The organism is Christiangramia gaetbulicola (assembly GCF_003054225.1).
GTDB classification, from domain to species: Bacteria; Bacteroidota; Bacteroidia; order Flavobacteriales; family Flavobacteriaceae; genus Christiangramia; species Christiangramia gaetbulicola.
Genome location: NZ_QBKQ01000005.1, coordinates 70716 through 92553 on the forward strand (window position 1 = coordinate 70716; position 21838 = coordinate 92553).

The following is a 21838-nucleotide window of genomic DNA, read 5'->3' on the forward strand; positions in this document are numbered from 1 at the left end:
AGTGTCGGCAAGCTGAATCCGTTAATCAAGTTAATTATTTTATTTTTAAAGCTCTTGTCTAAAGGCGGTAAGTAGGTTTAGTGCGCCAGATTTTAATTCTTGAATATTTCAAGTTTCAACATATCGTAATCTGAATTTAATTCGGTGAAGTCTATTTCCTGGTTTTTAAGATGCTTATCAAAGAATGCAACTAAGAGGCTGTTAGTGATCTCAATTCCGAGATAAGGATCGATACTACCAGCCTGGCTAATCGCATTTATAGGTATCATCAACGGGATGTCCATGAAATTACTATGAAGAGTATTTAATATTCGTGCTTCATAAAAAACATCCTTGCTTTTATTGATGTAAGCATGAGAATTAAGATCCTCCTTATTTTCTGGCCAGTCGGCAGAAATATATAGGAATGGATCATCGAAAGATGTATCAACAATTCTTCCCCATTGAACTCCGTCTATATTAGCACCGGCTTTAATGCGGTCGTCCATGAGTAGGGCATTACCAGCCGCACCTCCGCCACGAGAATGTCCAAAAACGCCAATATTTTCTAGATCTAATCTGCCTTTTAAAAAGCCTGAAGCATTTAGATCCGCCAATTCTGATACCACATCTGAAATATCTTCGGACCATCGCTCCACGATCCCTCTTACAAAATAACTTTCCAGACCTTTCTTTACAACCGGGTGGCGTTCTTCGAATGGTATATTTTTCTGAAAAGCCTCTCTAACAGGAGTAAGTTTTTCCCAGGTCCCGGATTCAATTTTTCTGGCGTATTCGTAATCAAAATATACTTCAGATCCATCGGGGAAGGTAGCGCCAGTACTTTCATAAGTATGATTCAAAGCAATAATTATATAGCCATGACTGGCAACCTCGCTCAACAGAGCATAATAACCATTGGCTTTGGAATTATAACCATGAGAAAATATTAACACGGGAAATTCTTCCTCAGCAACTTTGGTATCCCTGTATACTTTTGTTTCAATCTTATCTAAATAATTGAAAGCAGCATCAGGAAGGCCATATTTCTGAGCAAAACCATGTCTCCCGCCTTCATCGATGTATAAATCTCTTTGATCGCTGGTTTCTTTGGAAGGATACCAGATTTTAGCCATTAATTTTCTGCGATCTGAAGGATCTTCAGTTATAACCTCATCACGGTCTGTATTAAACAACATATCCCTTGTTCCTACCTGGTATTCACCTTGTAACTCAGGAAGTTTAAACACGGGAAAAATTGAGGGTAAGGTAGTGGCTAGAGCAAGCAATAAGATGAATCCCATTCCTTTTAAAACTCTTAGCGTCTTTTTTGAACGTTTTTGAGGTTGTCTAAATGCGGTAAAAATTGCAAAGAGACAGATAAGGTATGCCGGCATCATTTGCCATCGAAATCCTTCAAATATTAAATGAGTAAAAAGAAGAATTATTAATCCGCCAATTATCCAATACTTATTTATCTCGATCCGGGAAAAGAAATTAAAAATTAGAAATAGAGTCGAAGCCAATAGAAGTAAAATTTCAAAAACCTGCATTCTTTAAATTTTATTGATTTGTAGCTACAATGTTAGATATTATCGGGCTTTAGGGCAATGTAGAAACCATATCAAAATGTGCATTCTACCTACAAACCTTAGATATTCCCAAATCTGAAGTCAGTTTTTGAAAATTTGAGAGGAAATGGATACGATTTGAAACTACTGAGCAATTTTTGACTTTTGCAGTTTACTCACTGAGTCTTTTTTATAAGTTCTGCTAATAGGAAGTATTTGATCTTTGATATCGACTGAGGTAGTTGTGAAAGAAGTTACATACTCCATATTAATAATAAAGGATCGGTGAATTCTTAAAAACCGATCTGGAAGTTTCTTGTTCAGGCTGGTAATCTTTTCCCTGGTAATGAATTCATCGTTAGAAGTTAAGATCTTCACATAATCATTTAAACTTTCAATATAATAGAGATCCTTAAAATCGATTAGGTGATTTTTTCGATCTGCTCTTATCAAAATTTTTTCCTGTTCGTTCTTCTCTTTTTCAGATTGTAATTTCTCCACTAAAGTTTCCTTTTTTTGAAACTGCATCACGAGTCTAACAAAACTTGTTGCGAAGACGATAAGGTAGAGCATAATCCCAAGGGTAAAAATGGAAATACCTTCAAGGCTTACAACCCTGGTGCTGGTTTTTGCCAGCATCACAAAAGAAAATAGTGCTACGAGCATTTCCAGGTATAAGGAAGCTATTATTAAGTAAATAAAATATAAGATGAATTTCCCGTATCTCTCTTTCAGAAGATACCTGGGAACAAGAAAGAAATTGAAAATATAAGTGGTAATTACCACGATTGGTAGAAGAAATAAGGAAAAATAAAATGCCAGCCTATAGCTTTTCCAACTGAAACCAAAAAACAAAGTCAGGAACAGAAGGATTATTAGCCAGAAAGCTGAATGCAGTATGTAGCGATTCCTGAACAATCTATTTAAAAATTGAAATGAATGTAAAAACCATTTTAAAGATCTTAAATCAAAATCTAATTATATTTGGTTGTAAAAATATCAGATTTAGAGTTTTTAAGGTATGATTGATCTGTTTTTTAAAGGCGGGGCATTATTTATGAGTATTTTATCACTGGTTCTATTGGCGATAATTTTTGGCGCTGTCTTTATAAGTATTCCTTTTTTCAGGGAAAGAAACGACCCTTCAGACAAGCAAATCAGAATCAATAATTATATAAAATCATTAAGCTTTTTTGCATTGATTTTCGGAATACTTGGTCAGCTTATAGGTTTGTTTTCAGCGTTTAGTGCGGTGAAAATAGGATCTGTTGAAGCTTCTCCAGCCATGATGATGAAAGGATTTGAAGTTTCTATGATATCAAGTATTTACGGCGCATTAATATTTATACTGGGAATTATACTTTTTAGATTCTTTAGAAGAAATATGAATTTAGTTTGAGTATTGTAAGCTCCAGGTAAGAGACATATCCCTACATATCCAGATTTGACTTAGTTTTTAGTTTCCTGATTCTTTAAAACTACCTTTTTTCTACAACAGCGTTTATTTGCGATGAGTCGTTGTTGGTAATAGAAATTTGTAGTGCATTTCTAATTTTAGAAATTCTCTGTTTATTATATTCCAGTTTCTCAATATTCGATCTATATGTTTTGATGTTCTTAATTTTGGGAAAGGACAACTTTTTATTCGCGAAAGACCTGGTGAATAAGAGGTTCGGATAATTTAAAATCAGGATAATAAGTTGTGTTGTATTCGTTTTTTGAACTTCAAATCCAATTTTCTTAGCCGTTCTCTGGTTCAGTATATAGGTAGTACCAGTAATTTCTAAATTCGGTTTTTCCTTGTTCGATTCTATTAAATTCAGGATCCCGTTTAGATATTCTAATAGGATAAAATTCCTTCTATTTTTTCCATTATCATCTTTTTTTAAAACAAAGTAATAATCAAACAGGGTACCTCCATGAATGGTGATCTGGTTATTTTTTTCTTTTTCTGAAATTAAAAGGGAAGATTCGTATTTCAACTTTCCACTTTTTATCATCGATGGCATATCGAAAAATGAAGCTATTACTGAAAGTACGATCCAGAAACTTATTGGTGCGAGAAAATAAATTTTAAAATAAAAGGAAATAAAAAAGATTGGGATTAGAATCGATAAAACAATTGCAATCAACTTTATATAAAAGCTTCTTTTTTGTTTTGCTGATAATTCAAAATATTTATTTCGCAATTACAATCCTTTTTAGGCTGTCACTATTAGCAAAAAACCGTTAGGTGCTATTTTTTCAAATTTTATTTCCCAATACAGAAATTGGCAAAAATATTCCCTAGCAAGTCATCATTAGTAATTTCCCCGGTGATCTCACCAAAATGATGTAATGCCTGGCGAATATCGATTGCCAGCAGGTCTCCCGAAAGATCTGCGTTTAATCCGTCTTCTACCTTGTTGATCTCCTCCAGTGCCTTTAAAAGTGCCGCGTAGTGTCTTGAGTTGGTAACGATGGTGTCGCTGTTTCTTAACGCACCGGTGTTTACGAAATCCAGTAGTTTCTCTTTTAACTCTTCAACCCCCAGATTGGTTTTTGCAGATAATAGGAGAAATTGCGCCCGCTCTCCGTGGCTGGAAATATCTTCCAGCTTTTCTTTTAAATTCTCAACTTCTTCCGGGGCGAGCCGGTCGGTTTTATTAGCTATGATCAATAATGGTTTTTGCGGGAACTTGTTCTTGATCTTTTCGATTTCAATTCTTACCTCTTGCAACCTTTCTCTATTTACCGCGATCTGTGAACTGTCTACAAGGTAAACCACAACCTGCGCCTGGCTTATCTTCTCAAAGGTCTTTTTGATCCCGATACTTTCCACCACATCTTTTGTTTCCCTGATCCCGGCGGTGTCGATGAACCTGAATCCAACTCCACCAATGCTCATTTCATCTTCGATAGTATCCCTGGTGGTTCCGGCAATTTCAGAAACTATGGCGCGTTCTTCGTTCAATAAAGCATTCAGCAAGGTAGATTTACCTACGTTAGGTTCCCCAACAATAGCCACAGGAATTCCATTTTTCAGAACATTTCCGGTTGCGAAAGAATCGATAAGTCTTTTAAGAACGGTCTGTATTTTGGCAATAAGCTCCTTAAACTGATCGCGATTAGCAAACTCCACATCTTCTTCAGCAAAGTCCAGTTCCAGTTCAATAAGGGAAGCGAAATTGAGTAATTCTTCTCGCAGCTTTTGAATTTCGTTCGAAAAGCCCCCACGCATCTGTTGCATGGCCATCTGGTGAGATGCGGCATTTTCAGAATTAATAAGATCTGCCACGGCTTCGGCCTGGCTAAGATCCATTTTGGCATTCAGGAATGCGCGCAAGGTGAATTCCCCGGCTTCCGCAGAACGGCAGCCTTTTCTTATTAATAATTGAATGATCTCTTGTTGAATATACGGACTACCGTGACAGGATAATTCAACGGTCTCTTCACCTGTATAGGATTTTGGAGCACGAAAAACAGACGCCAGAACTTCATCTATAGTCCTTTCGCCATCCATGATATTTCCAAGGTGCAAGGTATGAGTAGGTTGCTTAGCAAGATCTTTTTTGCTTTTCGCTTTAAAAAGCGGTGCAACAATGTTAAGGGCATCGGGTCCTGAAACCCTTATCACGGCAATGGCACCGGCACCTGAAGGTGTAGCAAGAGCAACAATAGTATCATTCAATTTCATGTGGCAAATTTATAAAAGAAATTCTTGCTAAGGCTAATTCTGTAACAAAGCTGGTTTTTACTCGTCTTTTATATAGACACCATCATTAACCATCAAAAATTTAAAAATGAGAGAAGACAAACAAATGTTAGTCATGACGCACCTTAGTCAGTTATTAGACCTGGTTACGGGCGTAGGCGGATTCATAGTTCCGCTAATACTTTGGCTAACTCAGAAAGATAAAGTAGCCGGAATGGATATGCACGGAAAAATGATCCTGAACTTTCAAATAAGCCTGTTCATTTATTCCATTATCTGTATTCCGCTCATCATATTATTCGGACTGGGAATATTATTATTGATCATTATTGGTCTTATAGCCCTCATCCTGCCGATCATAAATGCCTTAAAAGTGAGTAATGGGGAAATGCCTTATTACCCTTTGACCATAGAATTTTTGAAATAATAATAGGAAACACCGTCATCCTGAAATTGTTTCAGTTTGACGAATTAAAGTTTAGTTAGTTGGTTTTTTTTTAGTTAGCAATAAAAAGCCCGTTCAAATGAATGAACGGGCTTTTTTATATTTTATCGCTTACTGCGATTGAAAACTGCCTACTAATTGTTAAGCATTACCGGCATTACCAGCATGGTGATCTTTTCTCCCGGATCAAGTCCATCAACCGGAGTAAGGATTCCCGCTCTGTTTGGTAAGCTCATTTCAAGCATTACTTCATCTGCAGTCAGGTTGCCCAGCATTTCGATAAGAAATCTTGAGTTGAAACCAATCTGCATATCATCTCCCTGGTAAGAACAGGTTAAACGCTCTTCAGCTTTGTTGCTGTAATCTACATCTTCCGCAGAAATATTCAGCTCGGCACCGGCTATCTTCAATCTTACCTGGTGCGTGGTTTTATTAGAGAAAATAGAAACCCTTCTTACAGAACTTAAGAACTGGTTTCTTTCAATAGTAAGTTTATTAGGATTTTCCTTCGGAATTACCGCTTCGTAATTTGGATACTTCCCGTCGATCAATCTACAGATCAACTGAGTTTCGTCAAAAGTAAACTTAGCGTTAGAATCGTTGTATTCTATCAATACTTCAGACTCGCTTCCGGCAAGGATACCTTTCAAAAGATTCAAAGGTTTTTTAGGCATGATGAATTCAGCATCCTGGTTAGCTTTGATATCTTCTCTGGAATATTTTACAAGTTTATGTGCATCTGTCGCCACGAAAGTAAGTCCGTCTTCCTTGAACTGGAAGAAAACCCCACTCATCACCGGTCTAAGATCATCATTTCCTGACGCGAAAATGGTCTTGGAAATAGCAGAAGCAAGTATATCTGCCTCAACTATGGTGCTACTTGGATCTTCAAGCTCTACCGGGTTCGGAAATTCTTCACCATCGGCATACGCAAGGGCATATTTACCGTGGTTAGAACTTAATTCTATGGTATTGTTATCTTCAACTACAAAAGTTAGCGGTTGCTCAGGAAAGGTCTTTAAAGTGTCCAGAAGTAATTTCGCAGGAACTGCAATTTTACCTTCAGAGTCAGATTCCACTTTAAGCTTGGCAGACATCGTAGTTTCAAGGTCTGAAGCAGAAACCGTTAGTTCATCATTCTTAAGATCGAAAAGGAAATTGTCTAAAATCGGTAACGTGTTACTGTTGTTGATTACCCCTCCAAGTATTTGTAGCTGTTTCAGCAGATAGTTGCTGGATACAATAAATTTCATCGGCTTTTATTGATTTATTTTGAATCAATTACAAATATATTTTAATAAGTCAAAAATCACGGGTTGTTCACTGAGTTTTTATTAACAGACTTGTACGATAAAAATGATGTAAAAACCTGTAAAATAGGTGTTTGTGAAATTAAACTGAATTGAAATTGTTAATATGTGCCTGTTCAAAGCTTCCCGCGATTCTGCGGAAGCCTTACTTTACATATTTATGCTTTCTATAGAACCTGAAAGCAATTCCAAAAATGATCAAAAGAAGAATGGGACCTGCCAGATTGATGAGTTGCCACTGTTCTCTTTGAGCAGCTGTTTTCTCTTTATCCAGGAAAGCCAGGTTGATCTCTTTAGAGCGTATGTCTATTAGACCCGTGTCATCAAGTAAGTAATTCACCGAATTAAGCAGGAATTCTTTATTCCCGTAAGTATTTCCGGTGTACCGCTGGAAACCCAGTTCTAATGGTTTCCCCGCCTGAATATCATTTTTAATGACATCTCCGTCTGAAACTACGAGCATCTTTGAATCTTTTCCCTGGTCAAGATGGCCTGAAATTTCAAAAGGCTTTACCCTGTTCTTGTAAACAGACTTGAAGTTGCCTTCCAGTAATACCGCCAGGGGCTGTTCACCGGCGTTATAAGTGCTAACATCTGGCTTTTCTCCAACCATATTCAGGCTTATTTGTGACGGAACTCCCTCAAGTTTGGTTCTTGGGGAACTGCTCAAAAGAATGGTTTTCTTAATATCATTGGCGAGAGTATCTATAGGATTAGCATACTCGAATTTTACCGCTTCTATATTATTGATTATAGGATGCTCGTTGGGAGAACTTGTAAGCGGGCTGTAGAACCACGGATAAGGATTAAACCTGGTGTTGTTTCCGTCCCCACTCGCAAGGATGATAGGGGCAGAGTAGAGGTCGTTTACAATTTCAGGGTTGATGCGTACTCCATAGGAGAAAAAGTAATCTCCTAAATTGAGATTTCTCGGCAGGGCGATAGCGGTTCCTCTTTCATTAAAAAGACTGTCGGTCTCCATATTGGTTGTTTCAGCCAGCCAGAGCATTTTACCGCCATTCATTAAATATTGATCCAGCACATATTTTTCATTTTCAGTATATGGCTGGGTAGGTTTTGGTTCCAGGATAAGATCATATTCCTTAAGATCTGCCAGGGTCTTTTGTGGATTTGTCGCTGCGGAATCCAGCGTGAAAGGAGCCATGTAATAATATTCCTGGATGGTCTTTATAAAATCTGCGATCTGGGCATCTGGCAATTCACCATTTCCACGCATTACGGCGATCTTATTTTCGCGCGGATAAACCAGTTTACTCAACCCGTCAGCCAGTGCATATTCCAGTTGTTGTACCGAAGCATTTACCCGTTCCTCGTCGGTTGCACCAATCTGGTTTTTTAGCAGCGGAATTTTAACCGTTTTTTCCCCGTAATTAGCGATCGTCCAAGGGAAGATAATGCTTTCACTGTTCTTGCCGTTCTCCTGAACATTCAGTCTGGCCGGGGTCATTCCCATTTTATAGAATTCTTCAGCAATGGCATTCGCATCATCGCCTTCAGCCAGGGGATCTACAAAATTGAATTTGATATTCCGGTTGTAAGCTGAAAATTCTTCCAGCATCTGCCGGATTTCATTCCTCAGTCTTCGGAATTCTGAAGGGAAATTGCCCTCCAGGAAAACATCGAAGATCAAGGGTTGCTCTACATCGGCCACGATCTCCTTAGCGGCAGGAGAGAGGCTGTATCTCTGGTCCTGGGTGAGATCGAATCTTAAGTAAAATTCAGACGCAAGGAAGTTTGCGGCTATAAGAATAACCAGCAAGATGAGCAGTGATTTTATCTTATTTGGTTGCTTCATCATCTCCGGTTCCTGGTTGCTGAAAGATTGATCTCCGTTAACTTTAAGAACAGAAATATTAAACTCAGAAAATATATGATATCACGAGTATCTACCACTCCGCGGCTAATGCTTTTGTAGTGAAAACTAATTCCGAAGGATTCCAGTATATAACTGGAATTTCCGAAGACATTCGTTTCGCTAAGCCCTTCAAATGCATAGTAGCAAATGAAGCAAAGAAAAACTCCCAGCAAAAACGATACGATCTGATTCGAGGAAAGGCTTGAAGCGAAAACCCCGATTGCGGCATAGCAACCGCCAAGAAAAATAAGTCCTATACATGATCCAATCGTAGCCCCCACATCAAAATTTCCAACCGGTCTTCCCAGCTGACTTATAGTTAAAACATAAAGTAAGGTTGGGATAATGGCTAAAATAACCAGTACTAGAATTCCCAGGTATTTCCCGGTGATCAGTTTCCAAAGTCCAATTGGTTTGGTAAGCAAGATCTCCATGGTTCCCATTCGCTTTTCATCGGCAAAGCTTTTCATGGCAATGGCCGGGATAAGAAAGAGGAATATCCATGGCGCCAGGTTGAAAAATGGTTTCAGGTCTGCAAAACCACTATCCAGTATATTGTAACCGCCTGAAAAAACAAAAAGAAAGAATCCGCAGGCAAGAAGAAAAAGACCAATCACCAGGTAGCCCGTAAGTGACGAGAAAAAGGATTGTATTTCTTTATTCAGTATTGCAAGCATACTTTCAATTATCAATTATCAATTATCAATTATCAATTATCTGTTATCGGTTTTCAGTTGTGTGTTATGTGTTGTGTGCCGTCCGTTGTATTTTAGTTCAATGTCATTTCGACCATTGGGAGAAATCTATACTTTTTACTGCCACATTTCGACTGCGCTCAATGTGACAATTCTCACTTTCCACTCTTCACTTTCCACTTTTCTCTATACTTAGTACTCAATACTCTCTACTCCAAACTAACCACTTTATCCACGCTCCAGGCTTCTGGTTTTTCATTGAACAGAACTTTCGTATTAGCCCACACATTTTTAAAGAGCTCTGAATTTCTGTAATTCTCTAAAGCTGCTTCATCTTCCCAGTAAGAATACGTGAAAAATTGATTTGTATTGTCTTTGCCCCGATAGAGTTCAAGAAATTTGCAACCTTCAAAACCTCTAATCTTAGCTTTATTCTCTTCAAAATTTGCCAGGAATTCATCAATTTTATCTTCCTGAAATCCCATCTTCACTATTCTAACAAACATCTATTCAAAATTTACGGTTATCGTATCCAGATACTCCAGCCCGAAAAGGCTTGCGGCGCTTCCCACAGTATTTGGATTGCTTTTATACATGGCAAGTTCTATATACCCGGCAGAATTGAAAACCGCCAGTTTCTTACCATCTTCCTCTTTTCGCTTCTCTTTTTCCACATCAAAATTTATGGCGTGGCTGTAAGTTTCATATATCACATTAAAATTTACCGTTCTGGCACTTATTTTAAAGGCACGTCCTTTACCTACAGATTCAAAAAGTTTCCTGGAAATATTGGTGATCACATTTCCGTAGTTGTCAATATAAATGACATGGCCCAGGATCTGGTTCTTCTCAGAGTTTATAATCGGCTCGAACTGTTTAAGATACTTGATCTGGCTAACGCTTTTACCTATGACTTCGAGGGTTCCCCCGCGAGCTATATGGCAGGCAACTTTTACAAAAACCTCCAGTACGGGGAAGTTGGTCTGAATCTTATCATGGATATTGATCTCTACGATCTTTTCCGGTCTTATTTCTGAAGCCAGTAATGAAAGAATGCCGTTGTTGGCGCAGATAAAATAATGTTCGTCCAGTTTTACCGCTAGATGCTTATTCTCCGGGGTAAGTTCAGAATCTATACCCACGATATGAATACTTCCTTTAGGGAAACTTTTATAGGCGTTCTTAATTATATAAGCGGCCTCACTAATATGGAACGGGGAAACTGAATGTGAAATATCAACAATTCTAACATCACTTAATTCGCTATAGATAGCTCCTTTAACCGCACCAGCGAAATAATCTTTCTCCCCGAAATCGGTCGTTAAAGTAATGATTGCCATAGGCGATTGTTAATATTTTTTTAATCTGAGACTGGTTATTTTCCTTAAGTTTGTATAGAAGGCGAATATAATTTTATTTTTAGGGATTCGCCTGACCTAAAAGGTAAAAAATACCATAAATTCGGTTTCAAAATTAGGATATTGAAATTCGAAGGACAAATAAAAATGACCTGAAAAATCTACAATGCTACAACTTAAAAACCACAGCTTTTGAACGAACTTCTTATTGAACTCTCAGAAATAAGCCCTCGAGAATTTTTCGGGCAGCAAAATGAACACATCGAACTTTTAAAAAAGTACTTTCCAAAATTAAAGATTGTCGCCAGGGGTAGTAAGATACGTGTCTTTGGGGATGAGGAGATGCTCGAAGAATTCGACAAACGATTTTCGATGTTGATGGATCATTTTGGTAAATACAATAAACTGGACGAGAATACTATCGAAAGGGTTTTGACGAGTGAGAGTGAAGAAGATTATGAAACTTCAAAAGAAAGTGGGGAGACCATAGTGCATGGAATTAGCGGAAAGGTGATCAAAGCCCAGACCGCTAACCAGAGAAGAATGGTCGAGCTTTCCAAAAAGAACGATCTGGTATTTGCTATAGGACCTGCGGGAACTGGTAAGACCTATACCGGGGTTGCCCTCGCGGTAAAAGCTCTAAAAGAAAAACAGGTAAAAAGGATCATTTTAACCAGGCCTGCGGTAGAAGCAGGGGAGAACCTTGGTTTCCTTCCGGGAGATCTTAAGGAAAAACTGGATCCTTATATGCAACCATTATATGATGCGTTAAGGGATATGATTCCTCATGAAAAACTGGAGGTTTTTATTGAAAAAGGGGTCATCCAGATCGCACCACTTGCCTTTATGCGTGGACGAACTCTGGATCATGCCTTTGTGATCTTGGATGAAGCCCAGAATACCACACATGCGCAAATGAAAATGTTCCTTACCAGGATGGGTAAGAACGCGAAATTCATGATCACCGGAGACCCGGGACAGATCGATCTTCCAAGAAGAGTGATCTCTGGATTAAAAGAAGCGCTTCTTGTACTTAAAGATGTGAAAGGCGTGGGAACTGTTTACCTGGACGACAAGGATGTGATACGTCACAGATTAGTGAAGAAGATCATTGCAGCCTACAAAACTATTGAACACAACGATTAATTATAATAGAATAAACTCTAAATGAGTAATACGATAACCAAAACAAACTTCAATTTTCCCGGTCAGGAATCGGTATATAAGGGTAAAGTAAGAGATGTTTATGCGCTTGAGAACGACCTGTTAGTCATGATTGCTTCAGACAGGCTTTCGGCTTTCGACGTGGTGATGCCAAAGGGAATACCATATAAAGGGCAGATCCTTAACCAGATCGCGACCAAAATGATGGAAAAAACCGCCGATATTGTCCCAAACTGGCTGGAAGCAACTCCAGATCCTAATGTGGCTGTTGGTAAAAAATGTGAGCCTTTTAAAGTAGAAATGGTTATTCGCGGTTACATGTCTGGTCATGCGGCCAGAGAATATAAAGCCGGAAAAAGGGAATTATGTGGCGTTGCCATGCCTGAAGGATTAAAGGAAAATGATAAGTTTCCTCAACCAATCATCACGCCGGCTACTAAAGCGGAACACGGAGACCACGATGAGGATATTTCCCGTGAGGATATCATTAAAAGGGGAATCGTATCTAAGGAGGATTACCTTAAACTTGAAGATTATACCAGGAAGTTATTTAAACGCGGTACCGAGATAGCGGCGAAACAGGATCTTATTCTCGTAGATACCAAATATGAGTTTGGTAAAACGCCAGAAGGTGAGATCGTATTAATTGACGAGATCCATACTCCAGATTCTTCCAGGTATTTCTATAAAAAGGGGTACGAGGAAAGACAGGAGAAAGGAGAGGCTCAGAAGCAGTTATCAAAAGAATTTGTTCGCCAATGGCTTATCTCTAATGGATTCCAGGGATTGGAAGGTCAGAAAGTTCCTGAAATGAGCGATGAGTATATCGAATCGGTTTCAGAAAGATACATTGAACTTTACGAGAACATCACCGGCGAGAAATTTATAAAAGCCGATGTTTCTAATATCGAAGACAGGATACAAAAGAATGTGGAATCTTATTTAAAAACACGCTAGATTGAATTAATGATAATAATGCAGATAATATTTTAACAGATATGAAATATTATTTTGCTTTTAGTTCATAATAACTTTTGTGATTCCTTACGATTTAATATTTTTAAAAGCAGAACCGGTTCTTCCGGTTCTGCTTTTTTTAATTTAACCAACTTGAACTATGAGTAATTATCACATTAAAACTCTGGAAGAATATTTCCAGGTTTACCGCAAATCTGTTAGAGAGCCAGAGAACTTCTGGCAGGAAGTTGCCGAGGAACATTTCGTATGGAGGAAAAAATGGGATAATGTACTAAGTTGGGATTTTTCTAAGCCTGAGGTAAAATGGTTTGAAAATGCGAAACTGAATATTACCGAGAATTGTATAGATCGTCACCTGCTAGCCCAGGGAGATAAAACGGCAATTATCTGGGAGCCTAACGATCCTAAGGACGAGGCGGTACACTTAAGCTATACAGAACTGCATAAAAAGGTGAATCAATTCGCCAACGTTTTAAAGGAAAATGGCATTAAGAAAGGGGATAGGGTATGTATCTATTTGCCAATGATCCCCGAGCTGGCTTTTGCTGTTCTGGCCTGTGCCAGGATCGGCGCTATTCACTCCGTCGTATTTGCAGGTTTTTCAGCTTCTGCTTTAGCTACGAGAACTCTGGATGCAGATTGTAAGATGATGATAACTTCAGATGGTTCTTACCGTGGAGATAAAACCATAGACCTTAAAGGTATCGTGGATAAGGCCCTGGAGCAATGTCCCGATGTTGAAACCGTACTGGTTGCAAAAAGAACGGGTGCAGATATCAATATGAAAGAAGGTCGCGACAAATGGCTGAAACCTTTGATGGATGAAGCTTCAGATAAATGTGCGCCCGAGATCATGGATGCTGAAGATCCTCTATTTATACTTTATACTTCCGGTTCTACTGGGAAACCTAAAGGGATGCTGCACACGACCGCTGGTTATATGGTTTATTCAGCCTATACTTTCAAGAATATCTTTAAATATGAAAACGATGATGTCTATTGGTGTACCGCAGATATTGGCTGGATCACTGGACATTCCTATATAGTTTATGGTCCTCTACTGAATGGTGCTACGACCCTGATGTTCGAGGGGGTACCATCTTATCCCGATTTTGGCCGGTTCTGGCAGATCGTGGAAAAGCATAAAGTAAATCAGTTCTATACCGCGCCAACAGCTATACGTGCCCTGGCCAAAAAGAACCTTGAATTCGTAGATAAATATGACCTTTCTTCCCTGAAAGTTCTAGGAACAGTTGGTGAACCTATTAATGAGGAGGCATGGCACTGGTACGATAATAATATTGGGAAAAGTAAAAGCCCCATCGTTGATACTTGGTGGCAGACAGAAACGGGGGGGATTATGATCTCTCCAATCCCTTTTGTGACGCCAACCAAACCAACTTTTGCAACTTTACCTTTTCCCGGAATTCAGCCTGTACTGATGGATGAAGAAGGTAAGGAAATCAAAGGGAACCAGGTAGATGGTAGACTTTGTATCAAATTCCCATGGCCATCCATGGCCAGAACCATCTGGGGAAATCATGATAGATACCGGGACACTTACTTTTCAGCTTTTAAAGATAAATATTTCACTGGTGACGGAGCCTTACGCGATGAGACTGGATATTACAGGATCACTGGTAGGGTAGATGATGTGATCATCGTTTCTGGTCATAACTTAGGAACTGCGCCAATAGAGGATGCGATCAATGAACATCCAGCCGTGGCAGAATCTGCCGTTGTTGGTTTTCCTCACGAGGTAAAGGGAAATGCCCTCTATGGATTTGTTATCCTGAAAGAAGCTGGGGAATCCAGGAATCAGGATAATCTTAGAAAAGAGATCAATCAACAGATCTCAGATAAGATAGGTCCTATCGCCAAACCAGATAAGATCCAGTTCGTAGAAGGCTTACCAAAAACAAGAAGCGGAAAGATCATGAGAAGAATACTCAGGAAGATCGCTTCTAAAGATACTTCAGATCTTGGTGATACTTCAACGCTTTTGAATCCAGAGGTAGTTGAGGGTATCATAGAGAAATCATTATAAGCTTTTGGTATAGTTGTTGATTTCTAACGTTTACAACTAAAAATTTTATTCATGAAAGCTATTACTTTATCCGCGTTTTTTATTTTTTCCGTTAGTGTTTTTTCTCAAACCAGCTATGGCACAAGTACTGCACCGTCACAAACCCAGCCAGTTGAAATGGAATACAATAATTATAATATTGTAGATGAAATAAATAGGTGGGCCATGAATCCCTTTACGATCACCGAAAATTATATCGGTTCACCATATCTTACTGAAGACTTTCAAAAGGGTAAAATAATTTCCGGCGGAAAAGAACAGTCTGCCTTTTTGAGATACGATGTTCTTCATAAAAAGATGGAAATAAAAATTTCTAACGAATCAGAAATAACAGCTATTCCTATAAATCAATTCAAGACTTATATACTTGATGATTATAAACTTTCATGGAAAAATTTGCTTATGGAAGAAGGCTTGAGAAAAGGATATTTTTTCACTTATTTTGATAATGGAGACATTCGGCTTTACGGATTTCCTTCCATTTTGCTAAAGGAAGCTGAAGCAGAAACTTCAGGTTACAGTGGTGAAAAGCCTGCACACTATACCATAGAAATGAATTACTATCTATCAACTGGAGATTCTGTGCTACAAAGAATTCGTTTAAGAAATAAGGATTTTGAAAAATCTTTAGGCTTAGATGCAGAAGCAGAAAAATTCTTAAATAAGCATAAGATTAAGGAAGTTTCAGATGCGGTAGAATTCCTGGAATTTTATAGCTCTATTTAATTCTTTATTTTGAAGAGATCGCGAAGGGTTAATGGTTTTTTTTGTTTGATCCTTCCAAGTAATTTAAGGAAAATTATCGCCGTAATATAAGCGTCACCAGAGGCAGTATGCCTGTCTGTAAGATCGATATTATAAGCTTCGGCGATTTCATCAAGAGAATATACCTTTTCGCGATCTATTAGATTGGTAATAATTCGAGTGCTTTTGTAAAGCACAGCTGTATCCAGAACCTTATTTTTTAACTTCGGAAGTGCGTGTCTTGACAATGCCTTATTGATCATTTTCAGATCGAAACCCGCGTGATGGGCTACCAGAACCGAATTCTGAATATAATTCAGGAATTTCTTCAAAGCCTCAAGTTCAGAAATCTTTTCAAACTTTTCATTCTGAATAATGCCATGGATCTTTACGGTCTCAGGATTGAATTTGGTTTGCTCAAGGAAGACCTCAAAGTTATCATTGATCTCTATACTTCTATTTTCAACCCTAACGGCACCTATACTTAAAATACGATCCTGTTTAAAATCAAATCCTGTGGTTTCGGTATCGAATACGATGAACCTGATCCTGGTAATTTCTTCCGGGAGTTTTTCCTCAAAACTTTTTGAGTAATTCTGCCAGTAGTTGGGAAGATCTTCCTGAACCTTATTTTTCTTAAACCATTTTCCGATCATAGGTAGTATGTTGCTTCAAACCTGACCTTAATTAATTCCTGTATCTCTTTGATGGTTTTAAAACATCGTTTTAGTTTTATCTTGTCTTCCTTGCTTAGGTCTTCAAGATTAATAAACCTTCCATTGTCCTTATGCTTTAATCCCTGTTTTGTGCGGAATTTTATAAGAGCTCTTGAAGAATATGCACATGCCTGGTAGATCTCCTTGTTATTAGGTTCTAGCTGCGCCAGTTTTTCAAACCTTTCTGAAGTATTGCTGATGTTTTTTACCCGGTGTTCAAGAATAAGCAATCTGCCCGCATCGGTTAAAGGCATGATGCCTCGTTTTTTAATGTCAAAAAGATCCTTTTTCTCTCCATCCTGTTCCACCAAAAACTGCCTGAAGAATCCTAATGGTGAAGGATTCCTCAATGCCTGTGCGGCTAGTCTGTTCAGGAAATTCTTATTTCCTTTCAGAATATCAAAAATATGGTCTGAAATTGCGTTGGTTAGTTTTACCTCGCCGTAAGAAATGTCAAAATCAAAAAATATCTGGCATAACAGGATCTCGTCCTGCCCCGAGGTGGTCACCCATTCAGAAAACTGATCTTTCCATTCAGAAATAGATAAACAGTATTTTGGGTTTCTCGCCATCATTTCGGCAGGACAGAATTCATAGCCAATAATATTAAGCCTTTTGGTGACTTTGGTGGCTAGCTTTATAAAGTAAGCACGGGTTTCTTCCAGTTTTTCTTCAGGAACATCTTCAAAGATCAAGGCATTATCTTGATCTGTGTGCAATAATTGCTCTTTTCGTCCCTGGCTTCCCAAAGACATCCAGGCAAACTTAACCGGAGGCGGAGACCCCATCTTTTCTATACATCGCTGGATGGTTCGTTTTATCGTAGCATCGTTAAGTTCAAATATGATGTTGGATATATGTGTAACCGGAATATTGCTTTTTAGATATCCATTGAGCAGGATCATGATCTTATTCCGTATCCTTTTAAGTTTTTTCGTGCTCCCGGCCCTGTTGATCGCCTTCATAAGCACCGCGGGATTGTTACCCTGGGAAACGATAATATCATGTTCAGAAACAATTCCCTTTACCTTGGTGTTTGGCGTACCGTCTTTGGTGATGCAAATATGATTAATATTATGTTTCATCATGGTAAGCTGCGCCTGTGCTATGGTTAAACCTTTGGAATAACAAATCACGGGTGAATTCATTACCTCGCTTATCGGGCTGTTAATTTGAATTTTACCTGTAGCAACAACTTTCCTGAAGTCAACATCGGTCACAATACCTACCGGTTTTTCATCTTCAACGACTACAACGGAACCTACCTTTCTATTGCTCATCAAAATAGCCGATTTCTGAATACTTGTTTCCGGAGAAACCGTTACCATTTTTTTGATGATCGGGATCGGTTGCAGTTCGAATAAAGCCTCTCTTTTAAGGACTATATCCTCCTCATCTGCAAATAATTTTCCTTTTTGCTCATTTGAATAAGGATTTCGGGTATTCGAAGCGAAACTTTCCATCAGGAAATTACCAACATATGGATTGCTGATCGCGTAAGGTTTAAATACGTTAAGCGGAATAGCATATATCACACTTTCCTCGTCTGTGATCGCGTTGATCTGGTAATTTTCCTTTGCAAAAAGCGGGCGCAAACCAAAAACATCGCCTTCGTCACATTTATCTATAGTCTCAGGCTCCTGGTTCTGATCTGTCTTTTGCAGGTCTACGGCTCCCTTCTGTACTATATAAAAGTAGTCATGTACTTTTTCATCTTTGGAGAAGATCGTCTGCCCCTGTTCGAAATACATTACCTTAATTTCCCCGGCAATCAATTCTAATTGCGAGGTATTAAGTAAAGAGAAGGGAGGATAATTGCTGAGAAAGTCGGCGATCCTCGAAGCGATAGAATTCGTCATAGCTCAAATTTATCTGAAATATGACAAATACGAAATTATATTAATCTTCAATTTCGATTTTATAATCCTTGATCAGTTTGTAAATGGCTTTTTCTGTTTCTGAAAGTTGGGTGTAAACCGGCTCTTTATCTTCGTTTACTTTTTTGAAATAAGGAACAATCTCTCCAGATTCATAGGTTTCGATAACTTTTGGATGTACGTAATAACTACGGCAAACCGCCCTGGTATTCCCTAAACCTTCGGCGGCGGCATCAAAACCTTCCAGGATATTCTTTTTGTTTTCTTTTTCTTCTTCGGTATATCCAGTTTCCAAAAGGGTTTCAAAGAATATTTTGGTGGCAGACCAGGTCCTGAAATCTTTAGCTGAGAATATATCTCCGCTTATTTCATGAATATAGTCATTGATCATTTCACTGTCTATGGTCTGTTTCTCTCCATTTTCATTATAGAACTTGAAAAGTTCCCAGCCCGGAATTTCCTCGCATTGGTTAATAAGATTGATCAATCGTTTATCTTCAACGGTGATCGAATGTTCTTTCCCTTTTTTTCCAACGAATTCAAATTTGATACCGTCTTTAAAGGTCTTAACGTGCCTGGTTCTGAAAGTGGAAAGGCCGTAAGTTTTGTTGTTCTTGGCGTAGTAGTGATTTCCAACTCTAATATGAGTCTCTTCCATTAACCTTATCACCAGGGCAAGAACCTTCCTTTTTGGCATTCCCTCTAGTAAAAGGTCTTTATCTACCTGTTTTCTTATTTTCGGAAGCATTTTTCCGAAGGAAGTCATTTTGAAGAATTTCGTCTGATTCCTGATCTTGGACCAGGTAGGATGGTACATATATTGTTTACGTTCCTTTTCATCCCTGCCTACCACCTGAAGGTGACCGTTGGGAAAATGAGTGATCCTGACATTTTTCCATGCCGGCGGAATTACCAGACTTTTTATTCTCTCCAGGGTTTTGTTATCTGAGATCTTTTCTTCCTTTTTATAATAGGCAAAACCACGTCCTACCTTTTTGCGGTGAATGGATAAATGATTTTCTGAAACATACCTAAGATTTGCCAGCTTTACGGCTTCGTTAGGATCAGACATTATCGTTTCTACATCATCAGGAGATAGCGTCATCTTTTTTCTTTAAAGATAATTGGAATTAACCTCCTATATATTTAAAGAACTGTGAAAACTTTGGTGTCTGAAAAAGAAAAACTCCCCGGTATCAGGGAGTTTAACAGATATTTATGAGCTGTGAAGTCTATTCGAAATAGCTAAAGCTGTCTCCATTTTTGATCTTTAATAGAGATTCATAGATAAGGTTGATCACATTTTCAACATCATCTCTATGTACCATTTCAACCGTGGTATGCATATATCTTAATGGTAAAGAAATTAGTGCAGAAGGTACACCTCCGTTACTATAAGCAAAGGCATCTGTATCTGTACCGGTAAACCTGGAAGAAGCATGCCTTTGAAAAGGTATTTTCTTCTCTTCAGCCGTATCGATAATAAGTTCTCTAAGTTTGTTCTGTACCGCTGGAGCATATGATATAACCGGACCATCTCCAATTTTATTTAAACCATTGGTCTTTTTCTCGATCATTGGAGTAGTGGTGTCGTGAGTTACATCTGTAACTATGGCAACATTCGGCTGAATTCTATGAGTGATCATTTCAGCTCCACGTAAACCGATTTCTTCCTGAACAGAATTAGTTACATATAAACCAAATGGTAATTCCTGTTTGTTCTCCTTTAATAATCTTGCGACCTGCGCGATCATAAAACCACCTATCCTGTTGTCCAGGGCACGGCAAACAAATTTGTTTTCATTCAGGACGAAGAATTCGTCTGGATACGTGATCACACATCCAACATGAACTCCAAGCTTTTCAACTTCCTCCTTATTAGTACATCCAACATCAATACAGATATTGTCCATTTTAGGTGACTGTTCTTTCTCTTTATCTCTGGTGTGAATTGCCGGCCAGCCGAACACTCCTTTTACGATACCTTTCTTGGTATGAATGTTCACTCGCTTGGATGCCGCGATCTGGTGATCACTACCACCGTTACGCACTACATATATAAGACCTTCATCACTTATATAATTTACATACCATGAAATTTCGTCGGCATGACCTTCTATGACAACTTTATATTCAGCTTCCGGATTAATAACTCCAACGGCAGTACCATAAGTGTCGGTTATGAATTCATCTACGTATGGTTTTAGGTATTCCATCCATAGCTTTTGTCCTTCGGCTTCGTAACCCGTAGGTGCTGCATTATTTAGGTAGTTCTCCAGGAACTCTAATGATTTCTTATCTAATACTTTACTTTTCTTCATAGTTCAGAATAATTTTTACGAATTTAAAAAGTTTTAGATTGGTGACAACTTGCTATTGATTAATTTTGGAATGATTTTGGTTTAATTGAGTAATAGGTAAATTGAAATTAGATTTATAAGTGTTTAGATATCTTTCCATATTTATATTATTAATAGGCTTCAATGCGATTGGGCAGAAGTCTACACGTCCTTTTCCTAAAGATAGTGTTGAAAATGATACTATAGAGAAGTTCTACATGATTATAGAAGGAGACTCCATTCCACGTGAAGCTATAGATCTGGAAGAAGTTGTTTTGCTGCGGAAGCTGAAATTTAATAGTAATGCCGATAGAAAGCGTTATTTGATATTGCGCAGGAAAACAAGGAAGGTTTATCCCTATGCTAAACTGGCATCTGAACGTTTGGTGGAACTGAATTCAAGGTTAGACCATATTAAAGGTAATAGGGCAAGAAAGAAATACACCAAAATAGTACAGAACTATATAGAGGAGGAGTTTTCTGCCGAATTAAAAAAACTAACCAGGACTGAAGGGCAGATCCTGGTGAAATTGATCCACAGGCAAACCGGGGTAACTACCTTCGATCTGGTTAAGGATCTCAAAAGCGGCTGGAGGGCTTTCTGGTATAATACTACTGCCAGTATGTTCGATATTTCATTAAAAGAGGAGTATAATCCTGAATCTAATCAGGAAGACTTCCTTATAGAAGACATTCTTCAGCGATCTTTCAGGGATAATATCCTGGAAAGACAGAACAGTGCGCTGGATTTCGAATACCTTGAACTTAGTGATAAGTGGAATAAGAGTCCTAGTCCCAAAAAAAGCAGTTAATATTTTCTTCTATTTAATACTGGAAATAAAGCAGTTACCGGTATTCCTTAAATTTCTCTAAAAAAACTTAAAAATTAGTTTGGTTAGAAGAAAGAAGTTGCTGTATATTTGCAGCCGCTTTGAGAGCAAGGCGTACGTTCACTGAAAGTACTGATGATGGGGGATAGCGAGGAGATCGGCCTTCAAAAATTAAC

At 38.4% G+C, this 21838-nt stretch carries 20 protein-coding genes; 7 read left to right on the forward strand and 13 right to left on the reverse strand.

What is annotated here, in order from left to right; genetic code table 11:
• Positions 1-92: 92 nt before the first annotated feature.
• On the reverse strand, positions 93-1532 hold the full coding sequence (locus C8P64_RS16280; protein ID WP_108173161.1) for an alpha/beta hydrolase family protein: 1440 nt from the start codon (positions 1530-1532) through the stop codon (positions 93-95).
• Positions 1533-1694: 162 nt separating this feature from the next.
• Positions 1695-2336, reverse strand: coding sequence for a LytR/AlgR family response regulator transcription factor (locus C8P64_RS16285; protein WP_146167239.1), 642 nt, complete (start codon positions 2334-2336; stop codon positions 1695-1697).
• A 271-nt stretch (positions 2337-2607) separates the two neighbouring features.
• Here C8P64_RS16285 and C8P64_RS16290 point away from each other — a divergent pair, with 271 nt between their 5' ends.
• Complete coding sequence (locus C8P64_RS16290; RefSeq protein ID WP_170106682.1) at positions 2608-2949, forward strand: MotA/TolQ/ExbB proton channel family protein; 342 nt, start codon at positions 2608-2610, stop codon at positions 2947-2949.
• A gap of 79 nt (positions 2950-3028) precedes the next feature.
• Here the strand turns inward: C8P64_RS16290 and C8P64_RS16295 are convergent, their stop codons facing one another.
• Both C8P64_RS16295 and mnmE read right to left on the reverse strand, forming a co-directional pair.
• A complete protein-coding gene (locus tag C8P64_RS16295; RefSeq protein ID WP_146167240.1) occupies positions 3029-3532 on the reverse strand; it encodes a hypothetical protein in 504 nt (167 codons plus the stop codon).
• 269 nt (positions 3533-3801) lie between these two features.
• Positions 3802-5226, reverse strand: a complete 1425-nt coding sequence (gene mnmE, locus C8P64_RS16300; protein ID WP_108173165.1) for a tRNA uridine-5-carboxymethylaminomethyl(34) synthesis GTPase MnmE — start codon at positions 5224-5226, stop codon at positions 3802-3804.
• Positions 5227-5332: 106 nt separating this feature from the next.
• Here mnmE and C8P64_RS16305 point away from each other — a divergent pair, with 106 nt between their 5' ends.
• Complete coding sequence (locus C8P64_RS16305; protein WP_108173166.1) at positions 5333-5671, forward strand: DUF4870 domain-containing protein; 339 nt, start codon at positions 5333-5335, stop codon at positions 5669-5671.
• A gap of 152 nt (positions 5672-5823) precedes the next feature.
• On the opposite strand, the gene dnaN is transcribed toward C8P64_RS16305, so the two are convergent.
• The 5 genes from dnaN to C8P64_RS16330 all read right to left on the reverse strand — a co-directional run bounded on the left by dnaN (position 5824) and on the right by C8P64_RS16330 (position 10910).
• Positions 5824-6942 (reverse strand): DNA polymerase III subunit beta, encoded by a 1119-nt coding sequence (gene dnaN / locus C8P64_RS16310; RefSeq protein ID WP_108173167.1) that lies wholly within the window; start codon positions 6940-6942, stop codon positions 5824-5826.
• Positions 6943-7144: 202 nt separating this feature from the next.
• Positions 7145-8815 carry a gliding motility-associated ABC transporter substrate-binding protein GldG gene (gene gldG, locus C8P64_RS16315; RefSeq protein ID WP_108173185.1) on the reverse strand — a complete coding sequence of 557 codons (1671 nt, stop codon included), beginning with the start codon at positions 8813-8815 and terminating at the stop codon, positions 7145-7147.
• A complete protein-coding gene (gene gldF / locus C8P64_RS16320; protein WP_108173168.1) occupies positions 8815-9552 on the reverse strand; it encodes a gliding motility-associated ABC transporter permease subunit GldF in 738 nt (245 codons plus the stop codon). Before gldF ends, gldG begins: the two co-directional genes overlap by 1 nt.
• Before the next feature lie 227 nt (positions 9553-9779).
• Entirely contained in the window at positions 9780-10076 is a 297-nt protein-coding gene (locus tag C8P64_RS16325) for a putative quinol monooxygenase (protein WP_108173169.1), read from the reverse strand.
• Complete coding sequence (locus C8P64_RS16330; protein WP_108173170.1) at positions 10077-10910, reverse strand: SAM hydrolase/SAM-dependent halogenase family protein; 834 nt, start codon at positions 10908-10910, stop codon at positions 10077-10079.
• Positions 10911-11120: 210 nt separating this feature from the next.
• Between C8P64_RS16330 and C8P64_RS16335 the strand changes: the two genes are divergently transcribed.
• From C8P64_RS16335 to C8P64_RS16350, 4 genes are all read left to right on the forward strand, one after another.
• Positions 11121-12074 carry a PhoH family protein gene (locus tag C8P64_RS16335; RefSeq protein ID WP_108173171.1) on the forward strand — a complete coding sequence of 318 codons (954 nt, stop codon included), beginning with the start codon at positions 11121-11123 and terminating at the stop codon, positions 12072-12074.
• A gap of 21 nt (positions 12075-12095) precedes the next feature.
• Positions 12096-13049, forward strand: a complete 954-nt coding sequence (locus tag C8P64_RS16340) for a phosphoribosylaminoimidazolesuccinocarboxamide synthase (RefSeq protein ID WP_108173172.1) — start codon at positions 12096-12098, stop codon at positions 13047-13049.
• 160 nt (positions 13050-13209) lie between these two features.
• On the forward strand, positions 13210-15117 hold the full coding sequence (acs, locus tag C8P64_RS16345) for an acetate--CoA ligase (RefSeq protein WP_108173173.1): 1908 nt from the start codon (positions 13210-13212) through the stop codon (positions 15115-15117).
• A gap of 51 nt (positions 15118-15168) precedes the next feature.
• A complete protein-coding gene (locus tag C8P64_RS16350) occupies positions 15169-15882 on the forward strand; it encodes a hypothetical protein (protein ID WP_108173174.1) in 714 nt (237 codons plus the stop codon).
• Here the strand turns inward: C8P64_RS16350 and C8P64_RS16355 are convergent.
• The 4 genes from C8P64_RS16355 to C8P64_RS16370 form a co-directional block, all read right to left on the reverse strand.
• A complete protein-coding gene (locus C8P64_RS16355) occupies positions 15879-16556 on the reverse strand; it encodes a 3'-5' exonuclease (RefSeq protein WP_108173175.1) in 678 nt (225 codons plus the stop codon). The two genes, C8P64_RS16350 and C8P64_RS16355, sit on opposite strands and share 4 nt — an antisense overlap.
• Positions 16553-18475: a DUF294 nucleotidyltransferase-like domain-containing protein gene (locus C8P64_RS16360; RefSeq protein WP_108173176.1), complete on the reverse strand. Its 1923-nt coding sequence runs from the start codon at positions 18473-18475 to the stop codon at positions 16553-16555. The genes C8P64_RS16355 and C8P64_RS16360 overlap by 4 nt, the downstream gene beginning before the upstream one ends.
• Before the next feature lie 40 nt (positions 18476-18515).
• Complete coding sequence (locus tag C8P64_RS16365; protein ID WP_108173177.1) at positions 18516-19598, reverse strand: DNA topoisomerase IB; 1083 nt, start codon at positions 19596-19598, stop codon at positions 18516-18518.
• Between the two features lie 127 nt (positions 19599-19725).
• Positions 19726-20814 carry a M42 family metallopeptidase gene (locus C8P64_RS16370; RefSeq protein ID WP_108173178.1) on the reverse strand — a complete coding sequence of 363 codons (1089 nt, stop codon included), beginning with the start codon at positions 20812-20814 and terminating at the stop codon, positions 19726-19728.
• A 119-nt stretch (positions 20815-20933) separates the two neighbouring features.
• On the opposite strand from C8P64_RS16370, the gene C8P64_RS16375 reads away from it, so the two are divergent.
• Positions 20934-21644 (forward strand): DUF4294 domain-containing protein, encoded by a 711-nt coding sequence (locus C8P64_RS16375; RefSeq protein WP_423738319.1) that lies wholly within the window; start codon positions 20934-20936, stop codon positions 21642-21644.
• The last annotated feature ends 194 nt before the right edge of the window (positions 21645-21838 follow it).

Coding starts and splice junctions, on each gene's coding strand:
- C8P64_RS16280 (WP_108173161.1), bottom strand. CDS start 1,532: ATGCAGGTTTTTGAAATTTTACTTCTATTGGCTTCGACTCTATTTCTA.
- C8P64_RS16290 (WP_170106682.1), top strand. CDS start 2,608: ATGAGTATTTTATCACTGGTTCTATTGGCGATAATTTTTGGCGCTGTC.
- mnmE (WP_108173165.1), bottom strand. CDS start 5,226: ATGAAATTGAATGATACTATTGTTGCTCTTGCTACACCTTCAGGTGCC.
- C8P64_RS16305 (WP_108173166.1), top strand. CDS start 5,333: ATGAGAGAAGACAAACAAATGTTAGTCATGACGCACCTTAGTCAGTTA.
- dnaN (WP_108173167.1), bottom strand. CDS start 6,942: ATGAAATTTATTGTATCCAGCAACTATCTGCTGAAACAGCTACAAATA.
- gldG (WP_108173185.1), bottom strand. CDS start 8,815: ATGAAGCAACCAAATAAGATAAAATCACTGCTCATCTTGCTGGTTATT.
- gldF (WP_108173168.1), bottom strand. CDS start 9,552: ATGCTTGCAATACTGAATAAAGAAATACAATCCTTTTTCTCGTCACTT.
- C8P64_RS16325 (WP_108173169.1), bottom strand. CDS start 10,076: ATGTTTGTTAGAATAGTGAAGATGGGATTTCAGGAAGATAAAATTGAT.
- C8P64_RS16330 (WP_108173170.1), bottom strand. CDS start 10,910: ATGGCAATCATTACTTTAACGACCGATTTCGGGGAGAAAGATTATTTC.
- C8P64_RS16340 (WP_108173172.1), top strand. CDS start 12,096: ATGAGTAATACGATAACCAAAACAAACTTCAATTTTCCCGGTCAGGAA.
- acs (WP_108173173.1), top strand. CDS start 13,210: ATGAGTAATTATCACATTAAAACTCTGGAAGAATATTTCCAGGTTTAC.
- C8P64_RS16350 (WP_108173174.1), top strand. CDS start 15,169: ATGAAAGCTATTACTTTATCCGCGTTTTTTATTTTTTCCGTTAGTGTT.
- C8P64_RS16355 (WP_108173175.1), bottom strand. CDS start 16,556: ATGATCGGAAAATGGTTTAAGAAAAATAAGGTTCAGGAAGATCTTCCC.
- C8P64_RS16360 (WP_108173176.1), bottom strand. CDS start 18,475: ATGACGAATTCTATCGCTTCGAGGATCGCCGACTTTCTCAGCAATTAT.
- C8P64_RS16365 (WP_108173177.1), bottom strand. CDS start 19,598: ATGACGCTATCTCCTGATGATGTAGAAACGATAATGTCTGATCCTAAC.
- C8P64_RS16370 (WP_108173178.1), bottom strand. CDS start 20,814: ATGAAGAAAAGTAAAGTATTAGATAAGAAATCATTAGAGTTCCTGGAG.